21 protein-coding genes are annotated in these 22,020 nt (G+C 50.5%); 10 read left to right on the forward strand and 11 right to left on the reverse strand.

Annotated elements, in window-relative coordinates; genetic code table 11:
- Positions 1 to 7: 7 nt before the first annotated feature.
- The 4 genes from DW896_RS02345 to DW896_RS02360 all read right to left on the reverse strand — a co-directional run bounded on the left by DW896_RS02345 (position 8) and on the right by DW896_RS02360 (position 4,811).
- Entirely contained in the window at positions 8 to 1,702 is a 1,695-nt protein-coding gene (locus DW896_RS02345) for a heavy metal translocating P-type ATPase (protein ID WP_119992820.1), read from the reverse strand.
- A 70-nt stretch (positions 1,703 to 1,772) separates the two neighbouring features.
- Positions 1,773 to 2,084, reverse strand: coding sequence for a heavy-metal-associated domain-containing protein (locus tag DW896_RS02350; RefSeq protein ID WP_119992822.1), 312 nt, complete (start codon positions 2,082 to 2,084; stop codon positions 1,773 to 1,775).
- Between the two features lie 28 nt (positions 2,085 to 2,112).
- Positions 2,113 to 4,329 (reverse strand): TonB-dependent receptor domain-containing protein, encoded by a 2,217-nt coding sequence (locus DW896_RS02355; RefSeq protein WP_119992823.1) that lies wholly within the window; start codon positions 4,327 to 4,329, stop codon positions 2,113 to 2,115.
- 83 nt (positions 4,330 to 4,412) lie between these two features.
- Positions 4,413 to 4,811 (reverse strand): hypothetical protein, encoded by a 399-nt coding sequence (locus DW896_RS02360; RefSeq protein ID WP_117951907.1) that lies wholly within the window; start codon positions 4,809 to 4,811, stop codon positions 4,413 to 4,415.
- A 138-nt stretch (positions 4,812 to 4,949) separates the two neighbouring features.
- Between DW896_RS02360 and DW896_RS02365 the strand changes: the two genes are divergently transcribed.
- The 9 genes from DW896_RS02365 (at position 4,950) to DW896_RS02405 (ending at position 15,357) form a co-directional block, all read left to right on the forward strand.
- Positions 4,950 to 5,816 (forward strand): DUF3298 and DUF4163 domain-containing protein, encoded by an 867-nt coding sequence (locus DW896_RS02365; RefSeq protein WP_119992825.1) that lies wholly within the window; start codon positions 4,950 to 4,952, stop codon positions 5,814 to 5,816.
- 37 nt (positions 5,817 to 5,853) lie between these two features.
- Positions 5,854 to 6,474 carry a 16S rRNA (guanine(527)-N(7))-methyltransferase RsmG gene (rsmG, locus tag DW896_RS02370; protein WP_119992826.1) on the forward strand — a complete coding sequence of 207 codons (621 nt, stop codon included), beginning with the start codon at positions 5,854 to 5,856 and terminating at the stop codon, positions 6,472 to 6,474.
- 35 nt (positions 6,475 to 6,509) lie between these two features.
- Positions 6,510 to 7,148, forward strand: a complete 639-nt coding sequence (locus tag DW896_RS02375) for an MBL fold metallo-hydrolase (protein WP_117600573.1) — start codon at positions 6,510 to 6,512, stop codon at positions 7,146 to 7,148.
- Positions 7,149 to 7,179: 31 nt separating this feature from the next.
- Positions 7,180 to 10,029 (forward strand): aminomethyl-transferring glycine dehydrogenase, encoded by a 2,850-nt coding sequence (gcvP, locus tag DW896_RS02380; RefSeq protein WP_119992828.1) that lies wholly within the window; start codon positions 7,180 to 7,182, stop codon positions 10,027 to 10,029.
- A complete protein-coding gene (locus DW896_RS02385; protein WP_225982616.1) occupies positions 10,029 to 10,691 on the forward strand; it encodes a hemolysin III family protein in 663 nt (220 codons plus the stop codon). The genes gcvP and DW896_RS02385 overlap by 1 nt, the downstream gene beginning before the upstream one ends.
- A 117-nt stretch (positions 10,692 to 10,808) precedes the next feature.
- A complete protein-coding gene (locus DW896_RS02390) occupies positions 10,809 to 11,633 on the forward strand; it encodes an ABC transporter ATP-binding protein (RefSeq protein WP_009036898.1) in 825 nt (274 codons plus the stop codon).
- Positions 11,630 to 12,424, forward strand: a complete 795-nt coding sequence (locus DW896_RS02395) for a hypothetical protein (RefSeq protein ID WP_119992830.1) — start codon at positions 11,630 to 11,632, stop codon at positions 12,422 to 12,424. The genes DW896_RS02390 and DW896_RS02395 overlap by 4 nt, the downstream gene beginning before the upstream one ends.
- Before the next feature lie 3 nt (positions 12,425 to 12,427).
- Positions 12,428 to 12,796, forward strand: a complete 369-nt coding sequence (locus tag DW896_RS02400; RefSeq protein ID WP_055288358.1) for a GntR family transcriptional regulator — start codon at positions 12,428 to 12,430, stop codon at positions 12,794 to 12,796.
- A 230-nt stretch (positions 12,797 to 13,026) separates the two neighbouring features.
- Complete coding sequence (locus DW896_RS02405) at positions 13,027 to 15,357, forward strand: TonB-dependent receptor (protein WP_118274098.1); 2,331 nt, start codon at positions 13,027 to 13,029, stop codon at positions 15,355 to 15,357.
- A 111-nt stretch (positions 15,358 to 15,468) separates the two neighbouring features.
- On the opposite strand, the gene DW896_RS02410 is transcribed toward DW896_RS02405, so the two are convergent.
- The 3 genes from DW896_RS02410 to DW896_RS02420 all read right to left on the reverse strand — a co-directional run bounded on the left by DW896_RS02410 (position 15,469) and on the right by DW896_RS02420 (position 17,978).
- Entirely contained in the window at positions 15,469 to 16,032 is a 564-nt protein-coding gene (locus DW896_RS02410; RefSeq protein WP_118274100.1) for a nitroreductase, read from the reverse strand.
- 67 nt (positions 16,033 to 16,099) lie between these two features.
- Complete coding sequence (locus DW896_RS02415) at positions 16,100 to 17,224, reverse strand: HpaII family restriction endonuclease (protein WP_119992832.1); 1,125 nt, start codon at positions 17,222 to 17,224, stop codon at positions 16,100 to 16,102.
- Between the two features lie 157 nt (positions 17,225 to 17,381).
- A complete protein-coding gene (locus DW896_RS02420; RefSeq protein ID WP_005828136.1) occupies positions 17,382 to 17,978 on the reverse strand; it encodes a YigZ family protein in 597 nt (198 codons plus the stop codon).
- 131 nt (positions 17,979 to 18,109) lie between these two features.
- Here DW896_RS02420 and DW896_RS02425 point away from each other — a divergent pair, with 131 nt between their 5' ends.
- Positions 18,110 to 19,261 carry a glycerate kinase gene (locus tag DW896_RS02425; protein ID WP_119992834.1) on the forward strand — a complete coding sequence of 384 codons (1,152 nt, stop codon included), beginning with the start codon at positions 18,110 to 18,112 and terminating at the stop codon, positions 19,259 to 19,261.
- Here DW896_RS02425 and DW896_RS02430 read toward each other — a convergent pair.
- From DW896_RS02430 to DW896_RS02445, 4 genes are all read right to left on the reverse strand, one after another.
- On the reverse strand, positions 19,258 to 20,598 hold the full coding sequence (locus DW896_RS02430; RefSeq protein WP_119992836.1) for an MATE family efflux transporter: 1,341 nt from the start codon (positions 20,596 to 20,598) through the stop codon (positions 19,258 to 19,260). The two genes, DW896_RS02425 and DW896_RS02430, sit on opposite strands and share 4 nt — an antisense overlap.
- 109 nt (positions 20,599 to 20,707) lie before the next feature.
- Positions 20,708 to 20,890, reverse strand: a complete 183-nt coding sequence (locus DW896_RS02435) for a hypothetical protein (RefSeq protein WP_005828120.1) — start codon at positions 20,888 to 20,890, stop codon at positions 20,708 to 20,710.
- Between the two features lie 64 nt (positions 20,891 to 20,954).
- The gene (locus DW896_RS02440; RefSeq protein ID WP_005836316.1) at positions 20,955 to 21,356 is read right to left on the reverse strand and encodes an FKBP-type peptidyl-prolyl cis-trans isomerase; all 402 of its coding nucleotides are present in this window, start codon (positions 21,354 to 21,356) and stop codon (positions 20,955 to 20,957) included.
- 18 nt (positions 21,357 to 21,374) lie between these two features.
- Positions 21,375 to 21,950 (reverse strand): flavodoxin family protein, encoded by a 576-nt coding sequence (locus tag DW896_RS02445; protein ID WP_005836314.1) that lies wholly within the window; start codon positions 21,948 to 21,950, stop codon positions 21,375 to 21,377.
- Between the last annotated feature and the right edge of the window lie 70 nt (positions 21,951 to 22,020).

Below are 22,020 nucleotides of genomic sequence, written 5' to 3' on the forward strand. Positions count from 1 at the left end.
ACAGCCGTCAGAACCTGGAACTCAGACGAAGGCTGCTCAAAGCCACGGATACACAGGAAAGAGCCATGGCAGCACCTGCCAGCGCAGGACTCAGCAGGATGTCATAGACGGGATAGAGTACTCCGGCCGCGACAAAGATACCCACTGTATTATAGATGAAAGCCCAGAACAGATTCCGGTACATGAGGCTCACAGTCTGGCGAGACAACCGGAAAACTTTGGGCAACAGCAGCAGGTCTGAAGTCCTGAGAGTAATCATGGCGGTGTCCATCAACGTATCGGTCCCCTTTCCCATGGCAATGCTTACATCAGCACAGCTCAAGGCTTGCGCATCGTTCACGCCATCACCTACCATGGCGACCGTTTTACCCTGAAGCTGCAGCTTATGGATGAAATCCTCTTTGTCATCGGGCATAGCATCGGCCACAAAACGCATGATACCCAAACTGCCGGCCACGGAAGAAGCCGTACGCTCACCATCTCCCGTAAGCATGCATATCTCGATGTCCTGGGTACGCAGTTCCCGGATAGCTTCCATAGAAGTCACCCGCAACTGGTCCTTGATGGCAATAACGGCAAGTAAATCGTTCTCACGCCCAAAGTAGACAATACTGTTTCCGTCCGATTCATATTGCGTCAGCATATCGGCCAGGATATCCGACAAATTGGCCTGATAATCTTTCAGCAGTTTATGGCTTCCTACCCAATATTCCGCACCTTGATAGGCCACTCTGACACCTTTTCCGGCAATGCTTTCGAAACCGTCCAGATGGGCAGGGATAACCTGCTCTTCCCCTTCCAGGGCCGTAACGATAGCTTCCGCCAGAGGATGGTCCGAAGTAGACTCGGCAGCAAGCAGTACATCTTTATAATGATCCTCCTGCCCTTGCGCCCACAGCCAGCCTATTACCGTAGGATGCCCTTCTGTCAGGGTCCCGGTCTTATCGAATACCACCACATCCACATTGCGCATCTGCTCTAAAGCGGAAGTATCCCTGATCAGGATATGATTGCGGGCGGCTTTATTGAGGCCAGCCGCCAAAGCTACGGGAGTGGCCAGCCCTATCACACACGGACAAGCCACCACCAACACGGACAAAGCGGCAAACAGACCGTGTGACACTACACCTATGCCTCCGAAGAACACCCATATAAAAAAGGTCAGCAGGGAAACGATGAGAATGACCGGGACAAAAAAACCGGCGACGCGGTCGTCAATGCGTTGCTTCTCCGGCAGTACGCGGGCTGCGTTATGCTGCCAGCCTCCCAACCGGCGGATAGCCACCGACACAGTTCTCCGGGCACGTTCCTCCATAAACTCGCCAGTCAGGGAAAAGGCGATGATGACGGCGGCAACCCCATAATAGACATGCGGTTCCAGCCCGATGCCCAGCCAATAATCCGGAAAGAAAGTATTGAACACACTGAACAGAAAAGCCACAGAGGTGGTAAGTGCCACCAGACGGTCTATATTGTTGCGACCCGACCGGGTTCCCTTCCAGGCACCGGCATAAAAAGGAAAGCCGAAAAATAGCAGTACCGGAATTGCCAGTACCATCTGTATTTCACGGGTATAGGATATATGCACAAAGACTGTAGAAAACAGTATCAGCACGATGGCAAAAAGCCATGCGCCGACGACACGCAATTCCGTGCTGTGCATATCCAGCACGGGATGCGCCTTAGTAATTATATTGCTCATTCGATTTATTTTTTAGATGATTGTTGTTCCGCTTTAATAAAGCAACAACCGGAATGAGCAGTTTGTTCAATTACTTCTTATCGTCCTGCTTGGTTTCCTTGACAAACTCCGCTTCATAATGGAACTTTTGGAAACCTTTTTTCAACTTTTCCACATTGGTCTTGTCGGCATCATACGTGATGGTTACCGTCTTTGTCTTCAAGTCTGTGTGGAAGTCCTTCAGTCCCTTCTCAAAACGGATGTTATTGTTTATCTTCCTTACACAGTTCTCACACTTCATCTGTGCCACCTTGAACACGGCTGTACGGATGTCTTTTGCCATTGCGGCAGATGCCCAGAAGAGTACAACTGCCAAAGTCATTAAAAATCTTCTTGTTTTCATTGTTTCGCTATTGATTTAATAAATAATATTATATTCTCGGCAAGTTAAAACGGACACCTACATAGGCTTTTGCTCCATGCATCGGTCCCCACACCATCGTAGCATCAAAGTTGCTTCCCCAGGGATCGGAGGCATCGATGATAGGATTCTTCTGTTTGAAGTTTGCCAGATTCTCGCCACCGATGTATATAGACCAGCGACGGAAATAGCGCGTCACCTGTGCGCTCAACTGCTCGAAGCCGCCATAGCGCCTTTCCCACGACCAATTGCCGTCTGTCAGTTCGTATGGAGCCGGCATGCGCCCGCCACCGTTCAGTTGCAAAGTTACATCAAACTGCCACAATCCCAAAGGTGTCTGATAAGAAGCCGTCAGCAAACCTTTATATTTGCTGGTAAGGGGTTTCTCCATCAGCTCTCCGTTGTAATTCGTCTTGGCATCCGTCCAACGGTAAGCCGCGGTAAAGGTGAAACCCGGGAAGAACGGATAGCTTGCCTCCACCTGCACTACCTGCGAATAGGAACGGCCGTGAAGGTTGTAAAACAGAACGGCATGCGGGTCCGTATCCATGTCTACCACCACCTGCTTGCTGAAATCCGTGTAATAGTATTCCGCATTCAGGTTCAAGGTTTTGCCGAACAAGGGAATATAGGCGGAAGTGCTTGCGCCATAGTTCCAGGCCTCATCCTGGTCAAGACGTTTGGCGATGTCTATCCGACGGCTACTTGCCAGCAGGTAGTTATTCTCGGCCAGCACATGGTTCGTGCGGTATCCTTTTCCTGCCGAAAGACGGAAATGTACATACTCGTTGGGATTGTACTTCACATGGAAACGCGGGGTGACGAAATAGCCGTACTCGTTGCTATGGTCGCCGCGGATGCCACCCATCAGCACCAGTTTATCGTCCCAGTTGTAGGTGTACTGCACGTAGGCGCCGGGGACGGCTTCTTTGGTGAATTTCTTCGTCAAAGGCTGTGCGGCGTCATTGTCCAGGCGGTAGCGCTGGTCATAGGAGTCATAGTTGAAGCTCAGTCCGGCAGAAAGGCTTTGACGCTTGGTCAGTTCCGTCTCGAACAACAAGGAGGCATAAGCATTGTGCTGGTCTACGTCGTAGATTTTCCGTCCGTACAAGGCATCCTGCTTATGCAGGGAGCCGGAGAGGATCAATGCCAGGTTAGTGTTCTTCTCCTTGTTGAATATATAGGCGTTCTTGGTGAAAGCTTCGTAGCGGTCGGTGCCTATACTTATCTTATAAGGGTCTGTCAGAGGCATTTTGCCATGACCGACTTGTCCGCTGTTGCGGTCTTCCGTAAGCACTTTGATGCCTGCTTGGAAAACGTAGCGGTCGCCCATGTATGCCCAGCGGTTCCAGAGGTTGTACTGCTCCACGCGGGGGATGTCGGCAAAGCCGTCGTCGTTGCTGTCGTGAGCTTTGGTCTCATTCTCGTAATGTGCCAGCAAAGAGGTGCTCCAGCGTTTGGAGAGTTTCACCGTGGCATCGGCATTGGCTTCATAACGGTTGGTGCTGCTGGCAAAAAGGTTGGCCGAAAACCAGTCCGCTTCGGGCAACTGGGGTTTCTTGAATTCCACATTGATTTGTCCCGTGATGGCCTCATACCCGTTCTTCACGGACGAACTTCCTTTGCTTACCTGAATGCTCTGCATCCACGGCCCAGGGACATAGCCCAAGCCGTAGGGGGCGGCAGAGCCGCGGTAGTTGGGGACATTCTCCGTCATCATCTGCACATACGTACCGGACAAGCCCAGAAGCTTGATTTGCTTGGCACCGGTGGCGGCGTCAGAGTAAGTGACGTCCACCGAAGGATTGGTCACAAAACTTTCTCCCAGGTTACAGCAGGCGGCACGGTTCAGCTCGGCGCTGCTTATCATATCTTCGTTCATCACACTGTTGCGCAACTTCATGGTGCCCAACTTACGGCTGACCACATTCACCTCGCTCAGTTCCACCCCTTCGCGCAAGACAATGTCGAGCGTCTCATTGCGGTTACTGACGTGTATCGTATCATTCTCAAAACCGATAAAGCTGACTACAAGCATATGCTTGTCATTGGGTTTGGACAAGGAGAAGGTACCGTCTGCCGAAGTGGTGGTTCCTTGAGTGGTTCCCTGCCAGAAGAGGTTGGCACCCGCAATCGGGTCGCCCAAATTATCCTTTACCGTTCCCTTTACCTGCGCCTGCAAGGCGATGAAAGAGAACAGAAGGATGACTATCAAACTATATTTCATTTCTGTTTTATACTTAAAGAAGTGATTAAAAAACAAACAGTTCCCTCCGGACAATTCATGTCATTGCCCCGTATAAAACAACACTAAATGAGAAACGTGGAATAGAGCGCCAGATAATGACGCGAGCCGACGACATATGGCGGTGCCCCGAAATGCACTTCCGGAGTGCAGGCCACTTGCGGCAAGGAGTAATCAAACAGCGGCAGTTGCTCACAAAACAGTGTAAGGGATGGCACGAACGAAGCAGACTCGTGTGCATGTTTCACGAAATCCACCTTGTAGTAGACGGCTGTACAACCGGTATCCTTGCACGTTTTTTGTGAACCACGATGTGCATGATGGCATTTGGAACAGCCGGAGGTGCAACAACTTTGTGTCGTCTCGCATCCGGCACAGCAATACTGAACTACAGAAATCCCCACTCCGCTTATAATGATAAGAGAGGAAAAGAGTACAGCCAGTATGTAACGGAGTTCCTTCATAAGCGCTGCAAAGATAGAAAGTTTTAACCGTTTGCCGGAATTAATTTTTCCTTTTTTATGCCTGCAGTTCGTTAATAAGTTCTATATTTGTCGATAAAGTTTTTTGATTGATATGTTGATTTATAAACGAAACTCAATATGAAAAAGCAAACTGTCAGCCTACTTGTCCTTCTGCTTGCGGCAAGCGGCCTTTTCTTTTCCTGCGGTAACACCGTGAACAAAAACGCATACGCGTTGGAGTTCGACAGTATACAAGTAAACGAAACCGTACATCTCTTCGGAGACACAGCCAAGCCGGCCTGCAACCTCATCCTCAACGTTGCCTATGCCAGCCAGTCATCCGACGTAAGGCTGAAAGACAGTCTGAACACCTTCTTCCTATCTGCCTGCTTCGGCGACAAGTACATGGCGATGACACCCGAAGAAGCTGTCAAGAAATATACGGAGAAATATGTCGGCGACTACCGCAATGACCTGGAGCCGATGTACAAGAAAGACGAGGAGGACAAACAGGACGAGCAGAGCATAGGAGCCTGGTATTCCTATTATAAAGGAATCGAAAGCCATGTGCAGTTGTGCAATACCTTAATACTGACCTACCGTATAGATTACAACGAATATACCGGCGGCGCACACGGCATCTATATGTCCACCTTCCTCAACCTCGACCTAAAGACCCTAAGCCCCATCCACCTAGGCGACCTCTTTGAAGGCGACTATAAGGAAGCGCTGACCGACTTGCTTTGGAAACAGCTGATGGCAGACAACAACGTCAGCACCCGCCAAGAGCTGGAGGACATGGGCTACGCCACCACCGGTGACCTGGAGCCTATCGAGAATTTCTATCTGGACCCAACGGGAATCACCTTCTATTATAATGTATATGAAATTGCCCCATACGTAATGGGAGCAACCAAAATCACGTTGTCTTATGAGGACATAACCCATCTGATGAACAGCGAATTCGTCACCTTGAGCAATACGATAAAAGCAGGCGACCAATAGGAACCGTAATCAATTGTCTATCAACATAAAATTCACAATGGATTTAATACTCAAATATTTCCCGGACCTGACGGAAGAACAGAAACGGCAGTTTGCCGCCCTCTACGACCTCTACATGGACTGGAACTCTAAGATTAATGTCATTTCACGCAAAGATATAGAGAACTTGTACGAACACCATGTGCTGCATTCTCTGGGCATAGCCAAGGTAATCAGGTTCAGACCGGGGACACAGATTATGGACCTCGGCACGGGAGGAGGCTTTCCGGGAATCCCGCTGGCCATCCTTTTCCCCGAAGTACAATTCCATCTGGTGGACAGCATCGGAAAGAAAGTACGCGTAGCCTCCGAAATAGCCAACAGCATCGGGCTGAAAAACGTCACCTTCCGCCATGCCCGCGCAGAAGAGGAAAAAGGGAAGTTCGACTTTGTGGTGAGCCGTGCCGTGATGCCACTGACAGACCTACTGAAGATTATCCGCAAGAACATCTCCTCCAAACAGCAGAATGCATTGCCCAACGGACTGATTTGCCTCAAGGGGGGCGAATTGGGAAACGAAACCATGCCCGTCAAGAACAAGACCACGTTGTGGGACCTGAAGGAGTTCTTTGAAGAGGAGTTCTTCGAGACAAAAAAAGTAGTGTACGTAGGGTGTTGAGAGATAGTTGAGGTTTAGAAATCTAAATACATAATATGAAAATAAAGAGATTCGAATTTAATATGTTCCCGGAGAACTGTTATGTGCTTTGGGACGAAACCAATGAAGCGGTCGTCATTGACCCGGGCTGCTTTTATGAGGAAGAAAAGCAGGCCTTGAAAAACTTCATTACCAAGAATGGGCTGAATGTGAAACATCTGCTGAATACCCATCTGCATCTGGACCATATCTTCGGCAATCCTTTCATGCTGAAAGAGTTCGGTCTGAAGGCCGAAGCCAACCAGGCCGATGAGTTCTGGATTGACGAAGCGCCGAAACAAAGCCGCATGTTCGGCTTCCAGCTGCAGGAAGCCCCCGTGCCCCTGGGCACTTATCTGCACGACGGAGACATCATCACCTTCGGCAATACGAAACTGGAAGCCATCCATGTACCGGGACACTCGCCGGGCAGTCTGGTGTATTATTGCGCGGCAGACCACTGCATGTTCTCGGGGGATGTGTTGTTTCAAGGCAGCATCGGCCGTGCCGACCTCACCGGTGGCAACTTCGACGAACTGATAGAACATATTTGCAGCCGTCTGTTCATCCTGCCCAACGACACGATTGTCTATCCCGGACACGGAGCGCCGACTACCATAGGAATAGAGAAAGCGGAGAATCCGTTCTTTCGGTAAATATACAGCAAACTTTTAAATCATTACAGCCATGAAAAACGACCTATTGGCCTACCGCCACATCGGCATCAGCGAAAAAGACGAGGAGAAGATGCTCCAAAAAATAGGAGTGAAAAGCCTGGACGAGCTGATTGATAAAACCATTCCTGCCAACATCCGCTTGAAAGAACCGCTGGCTCTGCCCAAGACAATGACAGAGTATGAATTCGGACAACATATTGCAGGGCTGGCTGCCAAAAACAAACTTTACACAACCTATATCGGTATGGGATGGTACAACACCATCACTCCTGCCGTTATCCAACGGAATGTATTCGAGAACCCCGTTTGGTACACTTCCTATACCCCCTATCAGACCGAAGTCTCACAAGGACGCCTGGAAGCCTTGATGAACTTCCAGACTGCCGTATGCGACCTCACCGGCATGCCCCTTGCCAACTGCTCCCTGCTGGACGAAGCGACTGCCGCAGCCGAAGCCGTGACGATGATGTATGCCCTGCGTCCGCGCGACATGCAGAAATCGGGTGCCAACGTGGTATTTGTTGACGAAGCCGTCTTCCCGCAGACGCTGGCAGTAATGACTACCCGTGCCATTCCGCAAGGTATCGAGCTGCGTATAGGAAAATACCATGAAATGGAATTCACACCGGACATCTTCGCCTGCGTACTGCAATATCCCAACGCCGCCGGCAACGTGGAAGATTATCGCGCCTTCGTGGAAAAAGCCCATGCAGCCAACTGCAAAGTGGCCGTTGCCGCCGACATTCTGAGCCTTGCCCTGCTCACCCCTCCGGGAGAATGGGGGGCCGACATCGTCTTCGGAACCACACAACGGCTCGGTATACCGATGTTCTACGGCGGACCGTCGGCAGCCTACTTTGCCACCCGCGACGAGTACAAGCGCAATATGCCGGGACGCATCATTGGCTGGTCGAAAGACAAATACGGCAAGCTGTGCTACCGCATGGCGCTGCAAACCCGCGAGCAGCACATCAAGCGTGAAAAGGCGACTTCCAACATCTGTACCGCACAAGCACTGCTTGCCACGATGGCTGGCTTCTATGCCGTATATCACGGTCCGGAAGGTATCCGCACCATTGCAGAACGCATCCACAGCATTGCCGTATTTCTGGAAGAAAGTATCAACAGACTGGGATACAAGCAGGTCAATGTACAATATTTCGACACGCTCCGCTTTGCACTGCCCGACACCATTTCGGCACAGCAAATACGTACCATCGCCTTGAGCAAGGAAGTGAACCTGCGTTATTTCAAGAATGGGGACGTAGGTATGAGCATCGATGAGACTACGGACATCATTGCCGTCAACGTACTGCTCTCCATCTTTGCCATTGCCGCCGGAAGGGATTGGGAAAAGGTAAGCGACGTACCCATGGCAAGCAGCATCAGCGCGGAGATGAAACGCCAAAGCACCTATCTGACACATGAAGTATTCAACAAATACCATACGGAAACGGAGATGATGCGCTACATCAAGCGTCTCGACCGCAAGGACATCTCACTGGCACACTCCATGATTTCCCTCGGCTCGTGCACCATGAAGCTGAACGCTGCCGCAGAGATGCTGCCGCTCAGCCGTCCGGAATTCATGAACATGCATCCCCTGGTGCCCGAAGACCAGGCCGAAGGTTACCGCGAACTGATAAGCAACCTCAGTGAAGAACTGAAGATAATTACCGGCTTTGCCGGCGTCAGCCTGCAACCCAACTCCGGTGCGGCAGGCGAATATGCAGGACTCCGCGTCATCCGCGCCTATCTGGAAAGTATAGGACAAGGGCACCGCAATAAAATACTGATACCTGCATCCGCACACGGCACCAACCCGGCATCCGCCATCCAGGCAGGCTTTACCACCGTGACCTGCGCCTGCGACGCACAAGGCAACGTGGATATGGCCGACCTGCGCGCCAAAGCGGAAGAAAACAAGGCGGACCTCGCCGCCCTGATGATCACCTACCCTTCCACACACGGTATCTTTGAAACGGAAATTGTGGAAATCTGCCACATCATACACGCCTGCGGTGCGCAGGTATATATGGACGGTGCCAATATGAATGCCCAAGTAGGCTTGACGAATCCCGGCTTTATCGGTGCGGATGTCTGCCATTTGAATCTGCACAAAACGTTCGCCTCTCCTCACGGTGGCGGCGGACCGGGCGTAGGTCCCATCTGCGTGGCAGAGCATCTGGTTCCGTTCCTTCCGGGACACAAATTGTTCGGCAATGCCGCCAACCAGGTGTCCGGAGCTCCTTTCGGCAGTGCAGGTATCCTCCCCATTACTTACGGCTATATCCGCATGATGGGAACAGAAGGGCTGACACGGGCCACAAAGATAGCCATCCTCAGCGCCAACTACCTGGCAGCCTGCCTCAAGGATACATACGGCATTGTTTATCGCGGTGCTACCGGCTTCGTGGGACACGAAATGATATTGGAATGCCGTAAGGTGCACGAAGAGACGGGCATCAGCGAAAACGACATCGCCAAGCGCCTGATGGATTATGGATATCATGCCCCTACCCTCTCCTTCCCGGTACACGGCACACTGATGATTGAACCGACGGAGAGCGAAAGCCTTGCCGAACTCGACAACTTTGTCCACGTGATGCTGACCATCTGGGACGAGATTCAAGAGGTGAAGAACGGCGAAGTCGACAAGACGGACAACGTGCTGGTGAATGCCCCACATCCCGAATACGAAGTGGTAGCCGACACGTGGGAGCACAGCTATACCCGCCAAAAGGCAGCCTACCCGATAGAAAGCGTGCGCGAAAACAAGTTCTGGGTGAACGTGGCACGTGTAGACAACACGTTGGGAGACCGTAAACTGTTGCCCACATGCTATGGATGCTTCGACTGATGAAAAGAAAGCGTAACGGACTATTTTATAGTAAAAAAGAAGAAACCATCAATTCCATCTCCCATGGCATCGGCATTGCCATGGGAGTAATTGTAAGTACACTATTCCTGATAAAATGCTACCAGGCGCAGAATCTTTGGGCAGCATGCGGCGTATGGCTCTATCTGTTCGGCATGGGAGGCTCCTATCTTGCCTCCACACTCTACCACTCCCTGAAACATCATAATCCGTGGAAACGACGCTTGCGGCATTGGGACCATGCAGCCATCTATTGGCACATTGCAGGCAGTTATTCCCCCATCATACTCATTGCATTGAGAGAGGACGGCGGTTGGGGCTGGGGACTTTTCGGCTTCGTCTGGCTATGCGCCATCATCGGTACTGTTGTCAGCTTCCGCAAGATGGAGGAGCACAGTTACGTGGAAACAGTATGCTACATCCTGATGGGGCTGTCCGTACTGGTAGTATTCAAGCAGCTTTTCGCCCTCTCCCCCACAGCCTGCTACTGGATTATTGCCGAGGGGGTATGCTACATCACGGGAGCCGCCTTCTACTCCTTGCGCAAAGCACGGTACATGCATTCGGTTTTCCATTTCTTTGTATTGGGCGGTTCAGCCTGCCACATGGTGGCTGTATGGGACATACTGGTGAAGATGCTGTAAGCAAACGGCAAGCGCACAACCGCTAAAAGAAGTTAATAAGTATCTCTTTCCCTTGCTTTTCTCCATAACTTACCCTACGTTTGCAGTGTTGTACATCAGTGCAACACTAATAAAATTATGATAACGATAGAGAATACGAGCTACGGTTACAAGTCCAATCCACTTATTTTCAACAACATATCTTTGGAAATAGGAAACGGTATATATGGACTTCTGGGAGAAAACGGCGTAGGCAAAACGACGCTGATGCATCTCATCTGCGGACTACTCTTCCCCAAAAACGGAAAGTGCAGCATAGACGGAAGAAACACGGCAGAGAGACAGTCCGAAGGGTTGGCCCGTTACTTCTTCCTGCCCGAAGAGTTGCAGATGCCTACCGAAAGCATCGCCAGCTTCGCTGCACGCCATTCCGTATTCTATCCACATTTCAATCAGGAAGAATTCAAGCTGAACCTGGAAGAGCTGAAAATCAACCGGAAACAAAAACTCTCTTCCGTCTCCTACGGACAACAGAAGAAGGCAATGCTGGCATACGCCTTTGCCCTGCATACTCCATACATCCTGCTCGACGAACCGACAAACGGGCTGGACATCACCTCCCGCCAAGCCTTGAAACGTATCATCAGCCGCAGCATGGACGATGAAAGCACGCTGCTCATCTCCACCCATCAGGCGCACGACTTCGAGAATCTGCTGGACCATCTCGTCATCCTTGGCAAAGGCGAAATATTACTGAACCGTTCGCTGGACGAAATCAGTAACCGGCTTCTCTTTGCCCGTACGGACATCCTGCCGGCAGAAAGCATCTACAGCGAACAAGACTTGTCGGGCCATTTCTCCATTCTCCCCAACGAGGACGGAGAAGAGAACACACCGGACATCGAACTGCTGTATAAAGCGGTGTTGCAACAACCGGAAAAGATACAGAGCATGTTTCAATGAAAATCCATCATACAAACAGAACTATGAACGCAACTTTTAATCTGAAACGCTTCCTGCTACTGGAACAATATAAAAGGAATGAGACCGGCAGGCACCTGCTTTGGTCGGCAGCCGTCGTATCGTTCATCTGCATCCTGTGCATCCTCCACGACATAAACCGCGGTGGAAGTTACTACGGCAAACATACCTCTGCCACCGAATTCTCCCGCTACGTACTATGGTTTATCCTCATGGCCCCCTGCCTGCTGGAAACAAATTTCAGCAAACACAGCTCCACTCTCGATATACTGCTGCCGGCATCGGCATTCGAGAAGTTCCTGCATATCTGGATAAAATACCTGCTGCTGCTTCCCCTATTCTGCAGTCTGCTGATAGCCTGCCTCAAAGGTCTGCTGTCCTTAAGCGGCAGCGAGTTCCTGCAGTATTTTGCAACGCACATCACGATGTTCCGGATACACAACACCCAGATACTGACCTATGTAATCCTGCATGCTTCCGCCTTCATCGGATACTTCGCCTTCAGCCGGCAAGTCCTGCTGAAAAGTTTCACCATCTTTGTAGGCTCCATTGCCGTCTGCATAGGAATTGTAACTTTTGTGGCCTCCCTCATGCCCGAAGCCAGAGCGGACGGATACTGGATGGATAACATTGCCACATGGCCCCACACCAACTATCCGCTGTCGGCCGGTGCACAAGCCATCGTGACTTTCTGCAATTATGCGGCTCCTATCAGTGTGCTGCTCGGTTCATGGGCATCGAGCTACTTCCTGCTCAAAGAAAAACAACTGTAGCCTATGGACTTCAAGACCAACAAGCCGATATACCAGCAGATTGTAGACTTCTGTTTCAGCAAGATTCTCACCCGCGAATGGCGGGCGGAAGAGCGGGTGGTATCCGTGAGGGAGCTCTCCACACAACTGGCAGTGAACTCGCGCACCGTGTTGAAGGCCTATGAATACCTCCAGACGGAGGACATCATCTACCCGGAACGGGGAATGGGGTTCTACCTCTCCAAAGATGCGGTGAAGAAAGTGATGCGAATACAGAAGAAAGAGTTTTTTGAAAACCAGCTTGCCGACATGTTCCGCAGCATGGAGCTGCTCAGCATCAGTATAGAAGAAATAACAGAACGATATAACAAACTTAAAAAAGACGGTTCATGAAGAGATACGCAAAGACTGCATTATGGATTACCTTCGGACTCCTCTTCGGACTTACGATTGTCAAAGTTTCGACACTGATGTACGAGATTTATTCCTTCATGCATTCCTGACTTTCATCGGACAGACGAGGAAAGTATAAACAACTGACATACAAGCCTCAACATCTTTCCTTAACGGAAGGAGTGGCTTTTGCATCCCTATCCAACAGTAACAGACTAATACAAACGATTATGAAAACCAAACTTTTTTTACTATTGCTTGCCCTCTCCGTACTCCGTACGCAGGCACAGAGCCTCTCCATCAAAGGACGCGTCACGGACACTTCGCAAGAGGCAATTATAGCCGCCAATGTGTCATTATGGACCATAGACTCTACTTTGGTGACCGGAGTAACCTCGGATGCACAAGGCAAGTTCACCCTCCATAAAATCAAGGCAGGCGATTACCGCCTTTCCATCTCCTTCATCGGCCTCCAAAGTGAAAACATACTGCTGAAACTGAATAAAAGCCTCGACCTGGGCGATGTACAGTTGCAGGAAGATGCCGTAAGCCTCGGTGAAGTGACGGTATCCGCCAGCAATGTGCTGCAGCGGGTAGACCGGCAAATTATCCTGCCTTCCGAAAGCCAGCTGAAACGCTCGTTCGGTGCCTACGACCTGCTGAACAATCTCGGCATTGCCCGTCTGCAAGTGGACAATCTGAGCAACAGCATGAGCGTCAGCGGTGGTGGGTCCGTACAAACCCGTATCAACGGCATTAAAGTGACAGACAAGGAGATAGCGGCCGTCAGAGCCAAAGACGTACTGCGTGTGGAGTTCATCGAAGACCCCGGCAAGCAGTACGGAGACGACGAGCTGGGCGCCGTAGTCAACATTATCCTGCGCCGCCGCGAAACGGGCGGTGTTGTGAACTTCCAACTCTCCGATTCGCCCCACACCCTATGGGGAGAGAATTTCCTGAGCGCGAAGTTCAATTACAAGAACTCCGAATGGGGCATCGACTACTTCAACAAGAACGGCAAGTATCACAGCCGCCTCGAATCCCATGAAACCTTCTATCTGGGCGACCGTACCATCGACCGCATCAAGGAAGGCATCGAAGACGAGTCTCCCTCCCTGAGCTTCATCAACAACCTGAATCTGACGTACAATCTGACGAAAGCGGACAAATATGTATTCAATGCCATTTTCCGTAACAACCTCAGCAATGCCCCCTACCAGAATGAGCTGAACAAGATGTGGGCAGTGGGCAGCACGGAGTCCATCTATTCGTACGTCAACAACCACACATCCAGCTACTCTCCGGCGCTCGACCTTTACTTCCAGCATACCCTGCCCCATCAGCAGAGCATCCAGGTGAATGTAACGGGAACGCTCATCCATACCAAGAACAACCGGAAATACAAGGAGTACAAGGACGAGAACGCACCGCTGGCAGACATCCAGACATTAGTGGACGGCGACAAGCGCTCCGTCATCGGCGAAGCCATCTATGAAAAGAACTTCAAGGAGGTGAAGCTGAGCGGCGGTGCCCGCCACTATCAGATGCGGACAGAGAATGAGTATAAAGGTTCCAACCCTACCACTTCGAAGATGGACCAGTCGCAGACATCCGCTTTCTTCGAGGTGCAGGGCAAGGTAAAGGACTTCAGCTATGCGGGCAGCGTAGGCATGACGCGCGCCTGGTTCAAGGAGAGTGAGGAAGACCATGCCTACTATACCTTCACGCCCACCGTGCGGTTGAGCTATAATCTGAAGAAGGCGGGATTCCTGCGCTACCGGTTCAACATCAGTCCTGCCATACCGTCACTCGGTTCGCTGACGGATGTGGAGCAGGCGATGGATACGATACAGATAGTCCGCGGCAACCCGTTGCTGAAAACGTATCAACAGTTCACGAACTCCTTGTCTTACAGCTATTCGAAGAAGCAGTTCAATGCCAATCTGAGCGTGCGCCACCAGTATTATGACAATCCCATCATGGAAAGCATCTTCGTGGAGGACGGCAAACTGATACTGAAGGATGAAAACCAGCGGTCGTTCCAAAGCCTGAATACGGAACTGATGGCCGGCATAAATGGCGCTACACTGTTCGGACTGAAAGATTTCCTGACGCTTTATGCTTCGGGAGGATATACGCGCAGTTGGTCGGAAGGCCTGAACTATAGCCATATGTACGATGAATTCTATTACAGCGTGATGGCGCAAGTGCAATATAAAGGCCTCTCGCTGCTCGGGCAGTTCCGGAAAGTGCAGAACAATTTCTTCGGCGAAACCATTAAAAAGAACGAAAACCAGACGGCATTCATGGCAATGTACACCCGGCAGAACCTTCAGGCGGGAATCGGTATTATGTTTCCCTTCACCAATAATTATAAAGTGGGAAAAGAAAGAATCAGCAAAGTGGCTCCTTTCCGTTCCGAGACATTCGTCAGGGAGACGGGACAGATGGTCGTGCTGCGCGTGGGTTATACATTCGAGTTCGGACGCAAGCACAAGGCAGGCAACAAGGGGCTGAACAACAGTGATACGGACAGCGGCATCATCAATATGCAGCGATAACCCATTTCCTCTGTGAAGAGGAAGCCCAACGGAGAGTGGCGGAATTATACGTTATTTTGCTTCATGTATGATTAATTACCTGACCGCCACCTCTCCTGCGGGTATCTCTGTTTAGCGGATGATGGTCACCGTACCTTCCTTCACCTTTTTCTCCTTCACCGGAGCATCGGCGGGAGCATATCCCAGGGCTGCGCAGCCATATACCTTATGGCTCTCGGGTACACCCAGCTTTGTCAAGAAAGCGCGGACATCGGGGTCGTCGCAGGTCTGCCCCAACTGGTTAATCCAGCAGGAACCGATGCCGAGGGACTTGGCTGCAAGGAAAATGTTCTCCAAGGTGCAAGCGCAATCCATAGCAGCCCACCATTGGGTAGGCTCGTTGGAGACAATGACCAGCGTGGGGGCATGATAGTAGCAGCAATAAGTCTGGCTATGTCCACGTTCCCGTGTATGAGGGTCGTCACTCTTGGCAAAGGCGCCTTTGATTTTATCATTCAACTCTTTCAGTACTTCCTTATTCTGAATGGCAGTGAAGTGCCACGTCTCCAAATGCATACCGTTGGGGGCATAAGTAGCCGCCTCAAGGATAAGATTCAAATCTTCTGCGGAAACCTGCTGTTCCATATAGGCACGGACGCTACGGCGTGCCTTGATAGTTTGTAATGTCTCGTTCATTTGTTTAATTGAGAATTGATAGTTGATTATTGATAATGCAAATCGGTGCGTATTCAGTAGGGCTGTTTCATCGTTTCACCAGTCCAATCTTCACATTCAGCTTGAAGTACCAGACGCCGTTCTCGCGCTCCAAGAAGCCGTATTTATCTTTCTCTACGGCACCTTTCTCCAAACGCGTGTTCTGATAAAGGAAGTCTGCAAAGACCTGCGGACGGGATTTGTGGTAGCAGAGTATCTGCCCGTTGCCGTCCGTCAGGAAGATGCCTTCGACGGCAGAGTCCGTACCGTTATAAATTTTGGCAGGGCGCATGCCGAGGGCAAGCGCCAGCAAGAACTGCTTCATCTTGAACTCGTAGAAGCGGTGCTTGTTTATCAACTCGTCCTTTATCTTCAGCGGATTCATCTCCTTGATGCGCTCCGTCAATTCGCTGATGCGGGTGATGCCGTCCAAGTGCATCAAGCGTACCATCTCGGCAAGCATGCGGGGGAAGTGGAGGTCTATCATCAGCAAGTTGCAGCGGAACACGCGGTCGGCAACGTCGGCATACTTCAGCACGCCGCCCAGTCGCTCAATCATCATCATGCGTTCTGCTACTTCCGTAGAAGATTCCGGCAGGGCATTCACCTTGTTCACCGTGGGCACGGCAAACTTGACACCGCTTTGCTCCAGCTTCAGATTCGCCGTGCGCCCTCCGTCCAGCAACGGATTCATCGGGGTAAGGCGACAACGGACATTGAAGCCCGTTAGCGGAGCTTCGGGATGCCAGAAAGCTACGGAGAAATCGGTACGGTCCTCCGTCTTTGCTTCCAGGTCGAAGATATTGACAGCATCCAGGAAAGCTTCCAAGCCTTCAGTCACTTCCACTTCCTCGCCCGAAACGTTCTTCAACAGATGCAGAACCAACTCTGCCGCATCACCAAAGTCTTCGCGGGGGAAACGCAGTTCCTCCTTCTCGCCCGGAACAAACGAACCGTCCTTCCCGGTAGTTCCGCTGACAACGCGCACTTCCTGCGCTTCGATATAGTAACGGCGCGTACCGTCATGCTCTTCCCTCTGTATCAAGGCAACGGGCCAGCGCAGGGTTTCGTCTTTTTCAGCTTTCGGTGTGCCCAATGACACGGCTCCATCCGCCAGCAGGCGAAAGAAGGTGTAGAGCTCACCCAGTTCTCTTTTTGTTGCACTAAATGCCATAAACTTTCTTTTGTTTAAAGGGGGGAGTCAGCCTTTCATAAGGAGTGGTGCCGTTTCCGCAAAGAAAACAGTCTGTTCCTCATAGGAAAACAACTTGTTCCGTTAAAGGAAACGAACAACTTCCCTATTAAAAGGGGCTCTTATCCCATTTGTTGTATTATTCAAACCTTAATGTTTCTACTTTCTCCAACCGTGCCCGCAACTTCGGCATCATGGACTGACGGATGCGGAGCGTCATACGGCAGTCCATATCATACGACTGTTCCAGAATTTCCGGCTCCTCCTCCTTCACCACCCGCATCACATCGTTCATGAAGGGGTATTCGAAGAGGAAAGTCACCGCCTCATCTACCGTCTTTTCAATGATGGTGGCAGCGGCAATGGCTTCGGCGGCAGCAGCCTTATAAGCTACAATCAGTCCACTCGTACCCAACTTGATACCGCCGAAGTAGCGCACTACGATGACGAGAATATCCGTCAGTTCGTTGGAATTGATTTGTCCCAGAATCGGCTTGCCTGCCGTACCCGATGGCTCGCCGTTGTCGTTGGCACGGAAGTCCTTCCGCTCATGGCCCAACATGTAGGCATAGCACACGTGGCGGGCGTCGTAGTATTTCTTCTGGTAAGTTTCCAGATGCGCCTTCACCTCCTCTACTGTACGCACCGGCAGGGCAATAGCAATGAACTTGCTGCGCTTTTCAGTGTAAATGCCCTCGGAAGGGGCAACGATGGTTTTATACGTATCTTCGCTCATGCTGCAAAGATAATGCAAACCGAAGAGAGAACTTTCATGCTTGCATGAAAAAGAAATGAAATTTTGTATATACCTTTGTAATTGTACAACTTGTCATCCGAAGCATGACGAAATTATAAAAGACCGCATTTATGAAAAAGATAGTGATTGCCCTTGATTCCTTTAAAGGATGTCTCACCTCGGCAGAAGCCGGAGAAGCTGCCGCCCAAGGGGTACATGCCGCATGTCCCGAATGCCGGACCATCGTGCTCCCTGTGGCCGACGGTGGAGAAGGCATGCTCGACGTCCTGCTTGCAGCCAGTAACGGAAAACGTATCACCGTCCGTGCCCACGACCCGTTGATGCAACCGTGCGATGCCAGTTACGGCATCTCCGGAGACGGCAATACCGCATTCATAGAGATGGCCGCCATCAGCGGACTGCCTCTGGTTCCTGCCGACAAAAGGAATCCGATGAAAACCACCACCTTCGGAACGGGCGAACTGATACGCGATGCCCTGGAACGGGGATGCCTCCGTTTCGTCATCGGACTTGGAGGGAGCGCCACGAACGATGCCGGTCTGGGAATGCTGCAAGCATTGGGATTCCGTTTCTTCGATAAAGAAGGACACGAAGTGGGAAGCATGAAAAAAGGCATCGCCCTATGCGGTGCCCTTCTATCGGCAATCAGCTCCATAGACAGCTCTTCTGCCCATCCCGCACTGAAAAAGGCATGTTTCACGGCGGCGTGTGATGTACGCAATCCTTTCTTCGGTCCCAATGGAGCAGCCCACGTATTCGCTCCCCAAAAAGGAGCAGACGCGGATATGGTGAAGGAACTGGATGTTGCTATGCAGCATCTTTCGGACGTCATATTCCACACTACCGGCAAAGACGTATCCTTGCATCCCGGTGCCGGTGCGGCAGGCGGTATGGGGGGCGGTCTCCACGCATTTCTGGATGCACAGTTGAAACCCGGCATAGAGCTTCTTTTGGAAACTCTGGACTTTGCAGAAAAGATTAAGGATGCCGACCTCCTCATCACCGGAGAAGGGAAATCGGACCGGCAGACTCTTATGGGGAAAGTACCTTCGGGCATCTTGCAGGAAGCAAGGAGGCAACATATTCCCGTCATCCTGCTGGCAGGAGCGATAGAGGATGCCGGGATACTGAATGCAGCCGGATTCCGGGGCGTATTCTCCATTACCCCCTCTCCCATCTCTTTGGAGCAGGCCATGCAACCCGAGTTTGCTCAAGAAAATATCCGAAGGACAGTGGAGCAAATTTGCCGGATTTTCTTTTAACTCCCTCTAACTCCTTTAACATACCGATAGCACCAGATACCGACTACATCGGCAATCAGCCAGCCGATGGGGATGGACCACCAGATGCCTGTCACCCCAATCTCAGGTATCGAAGCAAACCAATAAGAAAGAACTACACGGGTGCCCAGCGACAGCACGGTCAGCACAACAGACATGCCCGGCATACGGATGGCCCGGTAGTATCCGTACAGCAAAAACAAGATGCCGATGCCACAGTAGAAAGCACCTTCGATGCGTAGGTACGCCACTCCCACCGCAATAATCTCCGTTTCGTCCGGACGGACAAAGATAAGCATCAACGGTTTGGCAAAGATGAAAACCAATACGGACACAAGGAGCGAAAAAACAACAGCCGTGACAAATGCACTGCGAACACCCCGGTGGATACGGTCGTAACGTCCGGCCCCGAAGTTCTGTGCAATAAAGGTGGAAAAGGCGTTCCCAAATTCCTGCACGGGCATATAGGCGAAAGAGTCAATCTTCACAGCTGCCGCAAAAGCTGCCATTACCGCTGTTCCAAAGCTGTTGACAAGTCCCTGTACCATCAGGATTCCCAGATTCATCACCGACTGTTGGACGCAAGTCAGTGTAGAGAAGGAAGCTATTTCCTTCAAGCAAGTACGGTCAAAACACATATCTTCATGATGCCATCGCAGTTCCGGACGCCTTCTGTAAGTATAAATGATGATGCCCAGAGCAGCTACTCCTTGAGCGAGGACAGTGGCCGCAGCCGCACCCTGAATCCCCCAATCCAGTTGTAGGATAAAAAACAAGTCGAGCGCTATATTCAGAACGACAGAAACTGCCAGAAACCAAAGCGGAGTGACAGAATCCCCTACTGCACGCAGCAGAGATGCGTAGAAGTTATAGATAAAGGTGAAAACTATACCGCAGAAGATTATCCACAAGTAGCTGCGCATCATGCCGTATATGTCTTGCGGGACCTGCAACAGCCGGAGAATAGGGTCGAGCCAGATAAAAACGGCTACATTCAGTATCAATGTCACGATACCTATCAGTACAAACGAACTGAATATGCTACGACGCAGTGCTACATGGTTTCCGGCACCATAATGTAAAGAGAACACAGTGCCACTGCCCATCGCCAGTCCCAGCAAAACGGATATAAGGAAAACCATCAATGTGTATGCCGAACCGACCGCCGCCAACGCCCCTGCACCAATGCATTGGCCTACAATGAGCGTATCTGCAATGTTGTAGCATTGCTGCAAAAAAGACCCTACCATCATGGGTAGGGTAAAATGTAATAAAGTACCGGTTATGCCTCCTTGAGTGAGGTCTCCTTTCCGTAGCATCCTGCTTTTGTTTTTAAGAGTTTCATTTCCGGGTACAAAGATACAAAACCCTCCAACAAATCATCTGGACTCGACGAAGAAAGAGGCATGTAATAAAAAAAGCAGAGGGTTAACCTCTGCTCTCCATACTGTTTTTGTCAGGATTCAGAATCTTTACGACCTGACGAACATCTCTCTTGTCTGCATTACCGTAAAGGCCAATCTGTTGTCCGGGTACTGTTCCCTTTTCATGTTCTGCCTGGGACAATGCTACTTTCGGGTCAATATGCCCTGCTTTCTTATCTATATTCATACCTATTGAGTTTTTCTAAATTCTTATATGAGAACAAGATAAAAAAGCAAATTGTTCAGCAGTGTCACGAGATATTTAGTAATTCCACTTCAAATATCAGTGTGGAATACGCCGGAATGGGTCCACTGGTACGTGTACCGTATCCCATGGTGTAAGGGATATATACAATCCAACGACTTCCGGGATGCATTCGTAGCAAGGCAATCTGCCAGCCCTCAATCACTTCATTCAGACGAAAAGCCTCCGGACAATTCCGTTTCCACGAATTATCGAACTCACGCCCATTGATAAGAGTGCCTTTATAATGCACAGATACTACACTGTTGAGACGTGGTGTCAGACCGTCTCTGCCTTCCTCCAATACCCGATAAAGTATGCCGCAAGGCAATTCCTTGATTCCTTCTGCCGTACGCAACTGTTCCAGAAACTGTTCGTTCTGCAATTTATATTCTTCTTTTCTACCCATATTGACTTTTTCAATACTTTACAATAATTTGTGCACTGCTTTCTTGCAGTTCCGCATATCCTTTTCCGTCAGCTCAGGATGCTTCTTAGTACCTCCCCTCTCAATGGTTTTCACAATCTTGAAACCACTCCATTTCAGAATCTCCCTGAAAGCTCTCACCACACCGTGCGTCTGATTATAGAGAATATTGAAAGGATAAGGGGTAGTACAAGTACTTACCACAATCGCTTTCTTGCCCTTATGAAGCGGAAGGGGCATCCCCCAAGAGTTCTCCCCCATCATACCGTAAACCATACGGTCGAAAAGCACTTTCACTTCTCCCGGCATGTTTCCCCAATAGCAAGGGGCACCGATTATCACTGCATCGGCTTCTTTCATAGACTGCAACACTCTCTGTGCCCCATCCTCGGGCAGACAACACTTCAATGAACTGCGACACTTCATGCAACCGATGCAGGGATGTACCTGCAACTGTGGAACGTCTATATAAACTGTTCCAACTCCGCAGCCTTCAAGTTCCTGCTTCATCAGCTCCAACATTTTCGACATGTTGCCATGACGACGAGGACTACCGTTAAGAATCAATACCTTCATTGCATACTCTTAATTTTTCAGCAAAGGTCGGCATTTTCTACATAATAACCTTATTATTCTGTTTTAATCC

This window comes from Bacteroides sp. AM41-16 (assembly GCF_003603495.1).
Taxonomy (GTDB): domain Bacteria; phylum Bacteroidota; class Bacteroidia; order Bacteroidales; family Bacteroidaceae; genus Bacteroides; species Bacteroides uniformis.

Coding starts and splice junctions, on each gene's coding strand:
- DW896_RS02345 (WP_119992820.1), bottom strand. CDS start 1,702: ATGAGCAATATAATTACTAAGGCGCATCCCGTGCTGGATATGCACAGC.
- DW896_RS02350 (WP_119992822.1), bottom strand. CDS start 2,084: ATGAAAACAAGAAGATTTTTAATGACTTTGGCAGTTGTACTCTTCTGG.
- DW896_RS02355 (WP_119992823.1), bottom strand. CDS start 4,329: ATGAAATATAGTTTGATAGTCATCCTTCTGTTCTCTTTCATCGCCTTG.
- DW896_RS02360 (WP_117951907.1), bottom strand. CDS start 4,811: ATGAAGGAACTCCGTTACATACTGGCTGTACTCTTTTCCTCTCTTATC.
- DW896_RS02365 (WP_119992825.1), top strand. CDS start 4,950: ATGAAAAAGCAAACTGTCAGCCTACTTGTCCTTCTGCTTGCGGCAAGC.
- rsmG (WP_119992826.1), top strand. CDS start 5,854: ATGGATTTAATACTCAAATATTTCCCGGACCTGACGGAAGAACAGAAA.
- DW896_RS02375 (WP_117600573.1), top strand. CDS start 6,510: ATGAAAATAAAGAGATTCGAATTTAATATGTTCCCGGAGAACTGTTAT.
- gcvP (WP_119992828.1), top strand. CDS start 7,180: ATGAAAAACGACCTATTGGCCTACCGCCACATCGGCATCAGCGAAAAA.
- DW896_RS02385 (WP_225982616.1), top strand. CDS start 10,029: ATGAAAAGAAAGCGTAACGGACTATTTTATAGTAAAAAAGAAGAAACC.
- DW896_RS02390 (WP_009036898.1), top strand. CDS start 10,809: ATGATAACGATAGAGAATACGAGCTACGGTTACAAGTCCAATCCACTT.
- DW896_RS02395 (WP_119992830.1), top strand. CDS start 11,630: ATGAAAATCCATCATACAAACAGAACTATGAACGCAACTTTTAATCTG.
- DW896_RS02400 (WP_055288358.1), top strand. CDS start 12,428: ATGGACTTCAAGACCAACAAGCCGATATACCAGCAGATTGTAGACTTC.
- DW896_RS02405 (WP_118274098.1), top strand. CDS start 13,027: ATGAAAACCAAACTTTTTTTACTATTGCTTGCCCTCTCCGTACTCCGT.
- DW896_RS02410 (WP_118274100.1), bottom strand. CDS start 16,032: ATGAACGAGACATTACAAACTATCAAGGCACGCCGTAGCGTCCGTGCC.
- DW896_RS02415 (WP_119992832.1), bottom strand. CDS start 17,224: ATGGCATTTAGTGCAACAAAAAGAGAACTGGGTGAGCTCTACACCTTC.
- DW896_RS02420 (WP_005828136.1), bottom strand. CDS start 17,978: ATGAGCGAAGATACGTATAAAACCATCGTTGCCCCTTCCGAGGGCATT.
- DW896_RS02425 (WP_119992834.1), top strand. CDS start 18,110: ATGAAAAAGATAGTGATTGCCCTTGATTCCTTTAAAGGATGTCTCACC.
- DW896_RS02430 (WP_119992836.1), bottom strand. CDS start 20,598: ATGCTACGGAAAGGAGACCTCACTCAAGGAGGCATAACCGGTACTTTA.
- DW896_RS02435 (WP_005828120.1), bottom strand. CDS start 20,890: ATGAATATAGATAAGAAAGCAGGGCATATTGACCCGAAAGTAGCATTG.
- DW896_RS02440 (WP_005836316.1), bottom strand. CDS start 21,356: ATGGGTAGAAAAGAAGAATATAAATTGCAGAACGAACAGTTTCTGGAA.
- DW896_RS02445 (WP_005836314.1), bottom strand. CDS start 21,950: ATGAAGGTATTGATTCTTAACGGTAGTCCTCGTCGTCATGGCAACATG.